This is a genomic window from Paenibacillus sp. JT22N15 (assembly GCF_059383755.1).
This window is the reverse complement of the sequence record NZ_JBXENV010000006.1, coordinates 182,797-195,916: the sequence shown is the minus strand read 5'-3', so window position 1 is coordinate 195,916 and position 13,120 is coordinate 182,797. Positions and strand designations below refer to the sequence as shown.

At 48.9% G+C, this 13,120-nt stretch carries 13 protein-coding genes and 1 pseudogene; 3 read left to right on the top strand and 11 right to left on the bottom strand.

What is annotated here, in order from left to right:
- Positions 1-255: 255 nt before the first annotated feature.
- From AC50X8_RS13660 to AC50X8_RS13635, 6 genes are all read right to left on the bottom strand, one after another.
- The gene (locus AC50X8_RS13660) at positions 256-1,650 is read right to left on the bottom strand and encodes an ADP-ribosylglycohydrolase family protein (protein WP_494880084.1); all 1,395 of its coding nucleotides are present in this window, start codon (positions 1,648-1,650) and stop codon (positions 256-258) included.
- Between the two features lie 2 nt (positions 1,651-1,652).
- A complete protein-coding gene (locus tag AC50X8_RS13655) occupies positions 1,653-2,609 on the bottom strand; it encodes a nucleoside hydrolase (protein ID WP_056034623.1) in 957 nt (318 codons plus the stop codon).
- Between the two features lie 8 nt (positions 2,610-2,617).
- Positions 2,618-3,556: an ABC transporter permease gene (locus tag AC50X8_RS13650; RefSeq protein ID WP_056034620.1), complete on the bottom strand. Its 939-nt coding sequence runs from the start codon at positions 3,554-3,556 to the stop codon at positions 2,618-2,620.
- The gene (locus tag AC50X8_RS13645) at positions 3,549-4,595 is read right to left on the bottom strand and encodes an ABC transporter permease (RefSeq protein ID WP_099516981.1); all 1,047 of its coding nucleotides are present in this window, start codon (positions 4,593-4,595) and stop codon (positions 3,549-3,551) included. The genes AC50X8_RS13650 and AC50X8_RS13645 overlap by 8 nt, the downstream gene beginning before the upstream one ends.
- Positions 4,592-6,148 carry an ABC transporter ATP-binding protein gene (locus AC50X8_RS13640; protein WP_494880083.1) on the bottom strand — a complete coding sequence of 519 codons (1,557 nt, stop codon included), beginning with the start codon at positions 6,146-6,148 and terminating at the stop codon, positions 4,592-4,594. Before AC50X8_RS13640 ends, AC50X8_RS13645 begins: the two co-directional genes overlap by 4 nt.
- A 105-nt stretch (positions 6,149-6,253) precedes the next feature.
- Entirely contained in the window at positions 6,254-7,378 is a 1,125-nt protein-coding gene (locus tag AC50X8_RS13635) for a BMP family ABC transporter substrate-binding protein (protein WP_494880082.1), read from the bottom strand.
- Between the two features lie 249 nt (positions 7,379-7,627).
- Between AC50X8_RS13635 and AC50X8_RS13630 the strand changes: the two genes are divergently transcribed.
- Together AC50X8_RS13630 and AC50X8_RS13625 are read left to right on the top strand one after the other, a co-directional pair.
- The gene (locus tag AC50X8_RS13630) at positions 7,628-8,380 is read left to right on the top strand and encodes a helix-turn-helix domain-containing protein (RefSeq protein WP_056034612.1); all 753 of its coding nucleotides are present in this window, start codon (positions 7,628-7,630) and stop codon (positions 8,378-8,380) included.
- Between the two features lie 33 nt (positions 8,381-8,413).
- Positions 8,414-8,641 (top strand): annotated as a pseudogene (locus tag AC50X8_RS13625) (hypothetical protein); the annotation flags it as partial.
- Between the two features lie 26 nt (positions 8,642-8,667).
- On the opposite strand, the gene AC50X8_RS13620 reads toward AC50X8_RS13625, so the two are convergent.
- A complete protein-coding gene (locus tag AC50X8_RS13620; RefSeq protein WP_046231510.1) occupies positions 8,668-8,958 on the bottom strand; it encodes a hypothetical protein in 291 nt (96 codons plus the stop codon).
- A 331-nt stretch (positions 8,959-9,289) separates the two neighbouring features.
- Positions 9,290-9,472, bottom strand: coding sequence for a DUF3934 family protein (locus AC50X8_RS13615; protein ID WP_046231511.1), 183 nt, complete (start codon positions 9,470-9,472; stop codon positions 9,290-9,292).
- A 325-nt stretch (positions 9,473-9,797) separates the two neighbouring features.
- On the opposite strand from AC50X8_RS13615, the gene AC50X8_RS13610 reads away from it, so the two are divergent.
- Positions 9,798-9,947, top strand: a complete 150-nt coding sequence (locus AC50X8_RS13610) for a hypothetical protein (RefSeq protein ID WP_155973115.1) — start codon at positions 9,798-9,800, stop codon at positions 9,945-9,947.
- A gap of 262 nt (positions 9,948-10,209) precedes the next feature.
- Here AC50X8_RS13610 and AC50X8_RS13605 read toward each other — a convergent pair whose 3' ends face one another.
- From AC50X8_RS13605 to AC50X8_RS13595, 3 genes are all read right to left on the bottom strand, one after another.
- Complete coding sequence (locus tag AC50X8_RS13605) at positions 10,210-10,938, bottom strand: ATP-grasp domain-containing protein (RefSeq protein WP_494880081.1); 729 nt, start codon at positions 10,936-10,938, stop codon at positions 10,210-10,212.
- A gap of 117 nt (positions 10,939-11,055) precedes the next feature.
- The gene (gene vanT / locus AC50X8_RS13600; RefSeq protein ID WP_494880080.1) at positions 11,056-12,303 is read right to left on the bottom strand and encodes a serine racemase VanT catalytic subunit; all 1,248 of its coding nucleotides are present in this window, start codon (positions 12,301-12,303) and stop codon (positions 11,056-11,058) included.
- Positions 12,296-13,075 carry a D-alanyl-D-alanine carboxypeptidase family protein gene (locus AC50X8_RS13595; protein ID WP_494880079.1) on the bottom strand — a complete coding sequence of 260 codons (780 nt, stop codon included), beginning with the start codon at positions 13,073-13,075 and terminating at the stop codon, positions 12,296-12,298. Before AC50X8_RS13595 ends, vanT begins: the two co-directional genes overlap by 8 nt.
- Positions 13,076-13,120: the final 45 nt, after the last annotated feature.

Here is a 13,120-nt window from a genome sequence, read left to right as displayed (position 1 = left end):
CCCTTATTCACATTGTATAAATCACCCAATATTGGTAGAGTCGAAGCTATTATCCCACTCCTATTTAGCGCTGTCAATTGGCAAGATTCATACAACGATATGGTTTGAACTTTCAAAAACTAAGTTAACAACCGGGATTAATATGAATTCTATCATTTCCAAGATTTCACTGTCAATATGATTTCTATTAGGCGGCCCTTTCCATAAAAAAAAGACACCGGAGGGACAACGTCCTCCAATGCCTTTTTCGCTATATTAGGAATGATTCAATTCCGCCTCCATTTTCCGAAAAACGTTATAGCTCCGCCGTGCAACCTCAGAGATCGCAATCGGATGAAAGCCGCTCAGCTCCGCATACAGCGTGTCATTCAGCGGATCAATCCATGACTTCGGCAGCGCTTTCGCGCCAAGCTTCGCACCCATAATCGAGCCAACCGTCGCGCCATTGCAATCCGTATCCATACCGCCATAGACGGCCGTCGTCACAGCCTTCTCGAAATCATCGCCTGCATACACGAGCGCCGCCGCAACAAGTGCTGCATTATTGTTCGTGTGCACTGCATCGTAATGGCTGAAGGCTTCCCAAATTTGGCTCACCAGCTCGCGGTCGCTGCTTGCTTTCTCCGCAATGGAAACCGCTTTGCGCACATCATAAGCCAGTCTGCTCGTTGCCGGGATTTCGCTGAGGCCAATCTCGACAATTCGCTTGCTGTCCTTCTCAACGAAAGCAGCCGCAATCATCGCCGCAACGAACATTTCGCCATAGATGCCGTTCTTCACATGCGAGAACGACGCATCGCGCCAGCCAAGCTCCGCAGCCAGCTCCGGCTTTCCGGCTGCGCCGTAAGCGAGCCCGTCCGCACGGATTTGCGCGCCAATCCACTCTCTGTAAGGGTTCATATGCATCCGCACCCGCTCCAGGCGTTCAGCCCAATCGGCAGGCTTGTCCCCATTCAGATGAGAGGTCTCATGAGCAAAATTCAAATAAGACTGCGTCTCCGCTGTACAAACCTGGCTGTAGGTCAGGTTTTTGTGCCATAGCTTGCCGATGTCCCAAGAGTCGAAAGCGAGCCCTTTTTGCTCAAGCAGTAACAGCCCCAGTACCGTATAGCGGATGTCATCATCGCTCTCCATATACTGAATGGTCTCGCTTGTGCTCATGGGCGACCAATCATTCAGCCCCAGCCCATACTGCTCTTTTGCCGTCGATTCGCCCGGTGTATAACCTTTAATCGGCCAAGCGCCAGCGCCGCGAAACCACAGCTCAATATTTTCCCAGCCTGGCCGGCCGTCTTTGCCATACAAATAGTCCCAAAACTCCAATGGCTTGCCTAGCGCACAGCCAACACTGCGTCCGAGCCAAGCACCGTAAAACTTGTCCAGCCACTGCTCATCGGTTAAATCCGCTGCCAGCGCTCTCGGGCCTTCGGGGCGCAGCCTGCGGATTGCCTCCAAATCGGAAGGCTCCTCATAAGGAAAATCCGCGCTCACTTCCAGTGCAGACAGCTCATTATAAATCTCCATAAGCGCGTCATGGCTTTCACCCGCCGCAGCCAGCTTTTCCGCAAACCCGTCTACGTTGCAGCCTTCTTCCCCGCGCTGAATGATTTCGAAACGGACAATTTCCTGAAGCTTATCCCAGCCTGCCATAATTAAGCCTGCCCTTTCCGAGCTTTGGCGTTCTCATCATGTACAGCCAGAGCGTCAAAAATCAGCTTAATAAAGGCTTCACGATCCACATCCATCAGCACCTGCACATTCGCCGTTTCATCGGTTTTTTTGCGGCGGTCTGCTACGGTCATGCCTCTCGTCACCCTGCCGTCCGTCTCAATCGAGACGTAATAGCTTTCACTTTGGAACAGCTCTGGTCGAAGCAGCCAAGCGATTGCGCACGGATCATGCAGCGAGCTGCCCTCAAAGCCCAGCTTGCGGCTGTAGATGGAATAAAAGTCGAGCAGCTCGCCCACCATATGCGAAACCTCGCCGCGCTGCTTCAGCGCATCAATATCCTCTTGATAAATAGCCGCCTTATCGGTCACATCCAGACCGCTCATCGTAATCGGCACGCCCGATTCGAACACAATTCGTGCAGCCTCCGGGTCCACGTAAATGTTGAACTCTGCCGTTGACGTTACATTGCCGTAGCTGATGCCTCCGCCCATTAGGGAAATCTGCTCGATGTTCTCTTTTACATCAGGGAAGCCTTTGAGCAGCAGCGCAATATTCGTCAGCGGGCCGATCGGCACGAGCGTTACCTTCTGCTCCGAGGAACGGATAATTTCGACCATCAGCTCAATCGCATGTTTATTGACCGGCTTGAACCGGGAAGGCGGCAAATCTGGGCCGTCCATGCCCGAATCGCCATGCGCCTCTTCTCCGGTTACGAGCTTGCCTAGCAGTGGTCCGGGCGCGCCTTTCGCCACCGGAATATCTTTATCTATAAAGCTGAGCAGCTTCAGTGCGTTGTTCGTAATTTTCTCCAGCACCTGATTGCCGCCAACCGTCGTAATCGCTTTTACCTCCAACTGCTGTGGATTGGCAAGTGCGAGCAAAATAGCGATCGCGTCATCATGCCCGGGATCACAGTCGATAATAATCGGTCTAGCCATCGTGTTAATCATCCTTTCACTTTCGCTTTAAGCTTCCTATTCTTCTTACGGGATTCGCTGACGGCGTATACGATGAGACCGATAACGGTCGTGACGTATGGGAGTGTGCCGATTAGCTCTGCCGGAATTTTAAGCACCTGAAGCGCATTGGCCAGCGCATCCGCCGCGCCGAACAATAGCGATGTCAGCGTTGTGCCGACCGTCGTACTCCGTCCCATCGATTCCGCGGCAATCGCAATCCAGCCCCGTCCGGCGGTCATATCCCGCGTGAACAGCGACAGGTAGCCCATCGACATATATGCGCCGCCAAGTCCTGCGAAAAAGCCGCTCAGCAGCAGCGCCGTATACTGCACCTTCACTACGCTGACCCCTACGGACTGGGCAGCCTGCGGATTTTCGCCGACTGAGCGAATGCGCAGGCCGAGCGGCGTTCTTTTCAGCATATAATACACAACAAAAACCGCTATAATCGACATATAGGTCAATACATTATGGCCGGAGAAAATCGGTCCCAGCACCGGAATATCCTTAAGCAGCGGAATGTCCACGCTAGGCAGCACCTTGCTCGGAAGCGAGGTCGAGGAGCCTTTGTCCCCGCTTAGCAAATACAAAATAAATACGGTTCCCCCGGAGGCAAACATATTGATCGCGACCCCGCCGAGAATAATATGCGTCTTGAAATGCAGGGTGAAAAAAGCCAGTATGCCGGAAATAAGCGTGCCCGCCATTACCGCGCCCAGCAGCCCAACCCATGAGCTGCCCGTATAAGCGCTGACTACAACTCCTGAAAGGGCCGCCACCAGCATAATGCCCTCAAGTCCAATATTGATAATGCCCGCACGATTGGAAATGAGTGCTCCTAGTGCCGCGAACAAAATCGGAGTCGTTACCCGGAGGACAGAAAACGCAAATTCAGTCGTGAAAATGACATCAAACAAACTAGACATTACGCTGTGCCTCCTTGAGCAGCATCCGATTTTTCCAGAACTTCAAAAACTGCTCTGCCGAAATCAGCAAAATAATAATGGCCTGCACAATTGAAATCATTTCTGCCGGCACATCGGAGAAACGCGCCATCTGGTCGGCTCCGATTCGGATATAAGCCAGGAAGAGCGCTGCGCCAATGACCGAAAACGGGTTATTTTTCGCCAGCATCGCTACTAGCGCACCATCCAGGCCGTAGCCCGGCAGCGACGACCACTGGAAGCGATTGTACATGCCCAGCACCTCGACCGAGCCGCCCATGCCCGCAATAAAGCCAGCAATTAAATGTACGATAATGATGACCTTGGCCGTCTTCATGCCGGAATAGCCCGCAAATTCGCGATTGGCCCCCGTCATTCTCAGCTCATAGCCCCATTTGGTTTTGTATAGAAAATAATGCGCCGCTACGATCAGCACCAGCACGATAATCAGCCCCGTATGAATACGCGTGCCCGGTATCAGCTTGGTGAGCATCGCTGTTTTCTCGAACTTGAAGGATACGGCTGCAAAGGCCTGAGCATCGCGCAGCTTATAGTTCAAAATATAAAGCCCGATGCCAAACAAAATATTGTTGAACATCAGCGAGCTGACGAGCTCATTTACATTCCATTTAGCCTTGAGAATACCTGGAATAGCGGATAACACCGCACCGACGAGCGACCCAGCAAGGATGGCCACAATCGGATGCACAAAGCTGTTCAGACTAAGATGAATCGCAAGCGACGCTGCAACTACCCCGGAAAAATAAAAGAGCCCTTCCGCTCCGAGATTGAACAAATTCGCTTTAAACAGCAGCGATACCGCAAGTCCTGTGAACATGAGCGGAATCGCCATTTCAATGACGTTGCCGATATGCCCCTTCGTATTCAGCGGCTCCCACAGGAAGATGCGAATGCTCTCCAGCGGCTGCTCGCTGACAATGGAAATAATAATAAAAGCGAGAACAAGCGCAATCAGAATGACCGCTGTCGTTCGGATGACTTCAAAATATTTTACCTTCATGCTTCCACGGCCCTCCTGATTTGCTGCTCGTCCTGCCGGTTAAGGCCCAGCATGTACAGTCCGAGCTCTTCCTCGCTTACCATTGACGGCTCTTCCAAATAAGCGACGATTTGTCCTTCATACATGACGAGCAGGCTGTCGCTCAGCTCCAATATTTCATTCAAATCTGCGGAAATGAGCAGCACGCCGCTGCCTCCATCCCGAAGCTCAATCAGCTTCTGGTGAATAAATTGGGCTGCCCCAATATCGACGCCGCGTGTCGGCTGCTCGGCAATGAGCAAATCCGGCGCTGTCGAGCATTCACGAGCGACGACGACCTTCTGCATATTGCCGCCCGAAAGCATGCCTATCGGCTGATTCGGGCCCGAGCAGCGCACGCGGAACTCCTCAATGAGAGTGGCCGCAAGCTTCGCTATTTTTTTACTCCTCAAAAAGAGGCCCTTGTTCATCGCTTTCGTATTGTATTGCGTAGAAATCAAATTATCGGAAATGCTTGCGTCTTTGGCTGCCCCTTGGCGCATGCGATCCTCCGGAATATAGGAAACGCCGAGCGAGCGAATTTTGCGGATATCATAGCCTTGAATGTCCGTGCCTTTAACAGCCACATTTCCGCTGCGCACAGCCAAACTGCCCGTTAAAGCTTCAACAAGCTGAGTTTGCCCATTGCCCTCGACTCCAGCAATACCAACGATTTCGCCGCCACGCACCTTGAACGCTACCTTGTCCAGCAGCGCCTTGCCCGTTTCATCCGCCAATGAAAAATCAGTAACGGAAAGGATTGGCGCCCCGTAAGGCTTCTTCTCCTTGTCATACCTCAGCACAACGTCACGGCCGACCATCAGCTTGGAAATTTCCTGCTCGGTAACATCCTTCGTCCAAAAAATACCTTCGCTTTTGCCAGCGCGCATAATCGTAATCCGGTCGCAAATCGCTTTAACTTCCTTCAGCTTATGGGAAATAAACACGATCGTATGCCCCTGCTGCTTAAGCTGCGTCAGCTCGCGGAACAGCTCCTCGGTTTCCTGCGGGGTCAGTACGGCGGTCGGCTCATCAAGAATAAGAATTTCCGCACCACGCAGCAGAGCTTTCAAAATTTCGACCTTCTGCTTCATGCCGACACTGAGGTCCTCAACCTTCGCCTTCGGATTAACGAGCAGATTGTACTTTTTGCTCATCTCCTCTGTCATTCGCACCGCTTCGTTGTAATTAATGCTGACGCCCTTCTTTGGCTCCATGCCCAGCACCATATTTTCCGCAACGGTGAATGACGGCACCAGCATAAAATGCTGATGGACCATGCCGATGCCATGATCTATTGCATCCTGCGGCGAAGCCAGCCTTACCGGCTTGCCCCGAAGAATGATTTCGCCTTCGCTCGGCTCTTCCATGCCGAACATCATTTTCATCAGCGTGGATTTGCCGGCGCCATTTTCACCAACGATTGCGTGAATCTCGCCCTCGGCCAGCGTAAACTGCACCTTCTGGTTGGCGACAACCCCGTTCGGGTAAACCTTCGTAATATTTTTCATTTCGAGCAGCTGATTCGGCATCATCGTAAAACCCCTTTACCTTTCGGAGGTCATTATAAAGAGGCAGCTGGCCTTCTTCCTGATGGAAAGAGAAGAATGACCAACTGCACTAAGCTTTGCGGATCGTTATTATGGTTTAACCGCGTTGCGGATGGCTTCGATTTGCGAAGTTTCCATACCCATCGCGTTGTCTACTTTAATTTCTTGTTTAGCCAGCTTTTGCTTGATATCTTCTACTTGCTTCTGCATATCAGCCGTGAAGATCGATTTGTAAATGTCATTTTCAGCAATGCCTACGCCATCTTGATCAAAGCTGAGCACTTGGCGTTGTCCATATTCGAGTGTGCCCTCTTGCGTTTTCTTCACTGCGCCAAGAATAGAGGTATCGATTTTTTTAATAGCAGACGTCATGATCAGATTCGCTTTTTCTTTATCCGTTTCCTGAAGCAGGGACCCTTGGTCGGAGTCAACGCCAATCGCGTAACGCTTCTTGTCTTTCGCTGCATCGAAGATGCCCAGGCCCGTCGCGCCAGCCACGTTGAAAATCACGTCGACACCAGAATTGTACTGAATGAGCGACAGCTCCTTGCCTTTCGCCGGGTTAACGAAATCGCCCGCATAGGAAACGGCTACCTTAATGGCAGGATCGACGTATTGTGCCCCTTGGATATAACCAACCAGGAATGCATTAATGCCGGGAATGTCCATGCCGCCGACAAAGCCAATCACATTATCTTTGTTCGCATTTGGAATATCGGATTTCGTCGCAATCGCGGCTACTGCGCCAGCAAGGAAGGAAACCTCATTCGTTGCGTAAGACATCGCATATACGTTAGCCGGTGTTTCTTCAATATCCGTATCGTAGTTGATGAATTTTTTGTCAGGATACGTTTCTGCTGTCGCATTAAACATCTCGGTAATTTCAGATCCGCCGGAGATGATAATATCCCAGTCCTGCGCTGCTATATCTTGATAAGTAGGTTCCCACTTCGTTTTGTCTGTTCCCATTTCAATCACTTTCGTATCTGCGCCCAATTCGGATTTAACAAGCGCCAATCCTTTGTTCGCTGCATCAAAGAAAGATTTATCGCCGAGTGTACCTGCTACGAGCAGAACAACCTTCAGCTTCTTATCCCCGCCTGTACTGCCTGAGCCAGCTGAATTGCCGCTGCTTGTCCCCGTATTTCCTCCACCACAAGCTGCCAGCACCAATAGAACCGAAACCATGAGTAATGCCATCACATTTTTCTTCATTCTCTGTTCCCCCACTCTCTGTCGATTAAAAGACGTGTTCCCTTTGAAACTAGCCGCCCGCGCCTGCTCTCCTGAAAAGAATGCTTACCCCAAGTGTAATGTAGAAAATAAATAGGTTATAATAAAGGTACGCTTTCTGAATAGCTTGTTCGGGATGATACGATCATATCAAATTCGAAATCAAATAATTATCTCGATTCGGTCAACTTTTTATACGATTCGGCTATATACACGCGAAGGAGGGCTGTTATGAATCGATTATTGTATTTAGCAAATGACATACATGAGAGAAATACTAACATCCCTCCTCATCAGCATGAGTGCTACGAGCTTGTTTATTACATTCGCGGTATGGGTCCAACCGTCATTGCAGGCCGTAAATATCGCTTTAAAGAGCATACGATTGCCCTCATCGCTCCTCGGCATATTCATAGCGAGATTCATGAATTGGAGGGCGAGGTGCTGTTCATTGGTTTTAACGCTCCTGATGTGGAATTAAAAGGATTAAGCGGGGTTTATGACGACGATGCGAGCCATACGATTTTAAAGCATTTATGGCGCATAAAAGAGGAATTTTTCATCCGTCCGAGAACCGACAGCGAATCGCTGAATGCTCTCCTCAATGAGCTGCTTCCGCCGCTTCAGCAAATTTTTGGAAACCGAAAAACACCCCATCCATCAGAAGATCGGGTCAAATATGTGCTGCAATATATGGATGATCATTATAAGCAGAAGCTCACCGTTGAGCTGCTAGCTGACATGTCTGGTTATAGCTATGACCGCTTCCGCCACCTTTTTAAGGAACGCTACAACATCGCGCCTCTCCAGTATATTTTGCTAAAACGTCTGGAATATGCAAAATCGCTGCTAACAGGTACCCAGATGCATATTTCTGAAATTGCCGCCGATGCCGGCTTTGCCAATGATGCGCAATTTTGCAGCATGTTTAAACGGGAAATTGGCTGTACGCCTCGTACCTATAGGAAGGGCAAAATTTTGTGAGGGATTGAAAATATTAATCTATAGAGGGAAGAGGATTTATATGATGCGGAAGTATATGGTCCATACCGTATTTTCCGTGGTGGCAGCTGGGCTGAAGAGGCCCGGGGCTGTGGGGCTACGTGCAGGCGTCGCAGTCATCCATCCTTTTGCATAGACGACCTTGGCTTCGCCTTGCCCGCTCTGTTGCACCATAGCATAGGCCAAATTAATGAGACGAACTCACCAAGCATGGCGTGTGGGTTCATCTCATCTATCCATTAACAGCCTATTTCATGTTGCCGCTTAAGCTAAGCTTTGCCTTTATATGTCTTCGTGGCTGTATCGAGCATGGATTTCCAATCTGCAAACTCGGTCTCGCGCGCAACATGGCGATCAAACAGCTCATCAGGAATGTTGTCGATCTCCTCATGCGTCTCTGCTTGAAAATTGCCTTTCTCCAAAAACTGCCCAAAGCTGCTGCTGCTGGAATGCTTGCTCATAAATGCATCGTTAAACAGCTCGTTTAAGGATACCTCGTTCGGATCTTCCTGGTTTGTTTTCTGTCCCTGCAGTTCCTTCAACAGGTCGTCAAATGACATTGGTTTTTGCTTTCTCAGATTACCACTCCTTCAATTTGTGCGATCGACTCCAGGCCCATGCAAAATCCCTATACATGGAGTCTGATCTTTTTAAAAACCTTTTAAACACTCAAGCGTAAACAGCTGAAGCCATCCTTTGGCGGCAAGGCTTCCGTTTCGCAGGTGGAATATAAGTTCATTTATAAGCGTGAAACTTATAAAGTCTTATATTTTCAAAAAAAGCCTTCTGGAAAGCGCTGCTTCTTGCTGACCAAGATTTCAGTTACTTCTATAATATCATCATTCATGCTATGCGTTAATATATAGAACGTTTATGTTTTTTATTTTTGGGCTAAACGCTGGGTTTCTCGCCTTTTTGAGTACTTGAAGCAGCGGCTCCATCCTGGTTTTTAGTCCCTTTGCTTTTATAAGGCTTAGGCGCGTTTTTGGCTTTATTGGCACTAGCCTGCCACCGATTCCAGCCCTTCTTGTCCGTTCCTCTGCCTGTTCCACCCTTGCCCTTCGCCTTGCTCAAAAAATCACTCCTTTATGGTTGGCTCAAAATCGAGACCGTTGCTTGCTGCATAAATCCAGCCAAGGTGAAACGGCTCTCGCCGTCCTCTGGCGGCGCGGCGCGTTTCATTCCGAGAAATATAGAGAAAGTATGGCGAAATCATATGCTTTCCTATATTTTAAAAAATGAAAAAGCATCTCCTACGCCTGCATTAATTGACAGACCTGCTGTGCAACCAATGGAATAGACAGATGCAGACTCAGTATAACAATGAAACGCTTGATTTGCCAGAGGTAGCGATTATAAATGATAGCTCTTCATGGCGAAAGCAGGGTAACAGGGGCCAATGTCGGACAAAAAAAGCATCTTCAACAACGCCGATTCGCTGGTAAAGATGACGAATTTTATTATTGATTCAGGCAATATTCAGTCGTTCGTCGCTGAAACCGCACCGTTGGGGACGCTCGGGAACCTTCCTCATTTTTTCAAGGACTGAGGATCCACTATTTTGGCTTTTTCTCCGATTTTAGGCTGTAAGGGGACAGGAAATCCGCTATTGCCCCAATACTCCCGTCAAAATGGCTTTTTGCAACGCATTAACGGCTCCTGAGTCCGCCAGTTGTGCCTTAACCCGGATTCTGTTGATATAGCGGCTGCTGTGTCCGCCAACTCTAGCTTTGTGCAAGGAGCCCCCTGAAACGTAGCAGATGATGCTGATTTTCGGCACACTCCTTTTCAGTTGCCTGCACTTTATTGGATTAAAAATCACATTCATCTCTAGTATCGGTCAGCTCTGCCCATCTCGCCATCAAAAGCTTCGCATAATCGACGGAAAATAGTCCATAATGCCCTAATGCATATCCATCATTCACTTCTATTAACAAGGTTTCCCCCTTATCCGTTAAGCCAAAATCTATCGCATATCCTTTAGGCGCGGAGGTGAACTGTGCAACCGCCTTTTCAACGACTTTATAGTCAAAATGCATTCTCCAGTCGCCTTTATACCTGCGTATATCTAATATTTCCCCGTATCTGACGAAGCATCTCCATTCCGTTACAAAATGGACGACCTCCGAGCATAATATATCAGGATCTTCACCGTATGTGCCGCAGCCTACTAAGTCCTTTGTCCCGCGAACAACGACGCCAGTGAACTTTTTGTCCTCTATTGGCTTTATAAATATGTTCCAGCTGTCTGGATTGTTTGCTATCGCGCTTAATTTAGATGTCCATATTTTTCTGCCCAAGTAGCCTTCAAGCTCCTCAGGATAATCCATTTCAGGCGTTATGATGTTATGTTTAAAAAGAGCTTTTCTTACTTCATTCACATAACCAACGACGATGTCTTCTTTTTGATTTCCTGACAGCTCGCTGACCGTTTCAAAATAATGGATTTCAAAACCCATTTGCTTGAATCCGTCAAAAGCGGCATAAAAATTATGGCTCGCAATTTCATTATCGCTATTTTTCCGAATATACGCCCTCATCTTATTCACCTTTCTATTATGCTCTACTCGAATATTAAATCTATATCATGATTATATCATTCCCTTTTTTGGAAAAAACAAAAAATAGACTGCTCCTTGTGAACAGTCCATTAATTATTAATAAAGCAGCTTCGTCTTTCTCTTTATTTGCGCATATGATTTAGCCCTCTCCACGCCTAAAGCGTTAGAGATATACACATTTTCCACTCTGCTGCTGAGTGTGCTAACCACTTCATTCGTTATCGTTCCAACTCGCTTGGCGATTTCTCCGGCTGTTATGCTCTCCTTGCCATCTTGTCCGATCAGCGTTGCCGTATCCCCTTGCTGAACCCCGGCTATCGAAGTCACATCGACCATCAACTGATCCATGCAGATTTTCCCTACTATTAAAGCCCGCTGGCCATGTATGAGTACACAACCTCCTTTTTGGGACAGCTCGCGCGGAATGCCGTCGGCATAGCCAATCGATACCGTTGCGATTTTGCTGTCTCGTGAAGGCGTGTAGCAGCCATTGTATCCGACGGGCTCGCCTGCATGAATGCTCTTGACCAACGTAACGGTCGCTTTCAGTGACAAAACCGGACGCAGCTCGACGTTAGCATGCACGCGGTCGTTATCCTGGCTCAGGATGCCATACAGGGCGATGCCTGGCCTAACCATTCCATAACCTCGATCCGGATAATTTAAAATGCCGTAGCTGCTCTGGATATGGGTGATGCCCGGATTTACGCCATCTGCTAGGAGCTGATTGACCACGCTGTCGAATCGCTCTAACTGAAGCCTCGTAAAATCCACATCCTCCTTGCGGTGACTTTCCGCAGACGTGAGGTGGCTGAATGTGCCCATAACTTGCAAATTTTTATGCTGATACATCGACCGTATACGCTCCATGTCGTTGTAATGTTCACCCAGCCGATTCATGCCCGTATTGATTTTAATATGCACCTTTATTTTCTTTCCAAAAGACTGTAGCCTCTCCGCATCATCTGCATTAATAACGGTCTGTACCAGCTTGTAGCGGCGCAGCTCCTGAAGACGATGCAACGGCGTATAGCCTAAAATGAGGATATCGCCTTTGATCCCTTTTTTGCGCAAGGCTATGCCTTCATCAATTGCTGCAACAGCGAAGGAGCGAACGCCCGCTTCATTAAGCTTCCTTGAAATCGGGATGCTGCCATGACCGTATGCGTCCGCTTTGACCACCGCCATGATTTGAGTGCCTGCTTGGGCAACCTTTTTAAACTGCCTGAGATTATGCACTAAATGATCGAGATTGATTTCTGTCCATGCTCGATGCAGAGCTGGCTTTCGAGTCGCAGCAGCCAGCTTGAAATAGTCCATACCGCCATAGCCAAATTTACTCACAGCTTCCATCGCCCTTCTGATGAAATACTGTCACAACAAAGCCGTCCTGATTATTGCCGGATAGTTGATAGCTATCTCCTCTAATAATAGGTACCGTTGTTACCTGCTTCTCTGCTTCCACATAATAAATTTCGACGAAGGCAGAACGCCCCTCCACATAAAGATGCTCATTGTGGTAAGAGAAGCTCTTCATATAGGCCGTGTACTCCTCCAAGCACAAATCCAGCTGCTTCATAAGCATAGAATGCGGATAACCCACGTAACGGTAATGCCACGGCTCGCAAGCGATGCCCGTAATGGCTTCCTTGCTTTCCTCATATCTTTGGATAAAACCGTACTCTGCCGCAAGCGCTTTGAACCTGCCGCTCGCGCCATCATCGGGAAACGTCGGACAAATATAATCGATATCGCCCATGCACAGCCCCACATCTACAGCAAGCCCCGTCTGGTGCTCGCTTGCCCCCGGAATGGCCACATATCTCGATGTGAAAGCCGCTCCATTTTCCTCTAGCGAAGCCGCATATATTTTGGCTTGCGCTTCTCTGGAACGATAGCCGCTTACTGCGGCAATATCGTCCGCCGCCTGGCACGCCTCCAAGAGCGCGGACAATGGCTGGATGCACATTTTATCAAGCATAATCCGCTGCTCCTGCACATGGCTGGCCTTACGTATACTTGCCGGCAATGACCGGAGGCTGGGCACAATTTGTTTGACCGGATTTTCCTGATTCACTAGAATTAAGCAGCCTTTATGCACGTCTTCTCGGTTCACCTGTATACGGCATTCATGCTGCCTATCAAGCTGACTTTCTTTCTG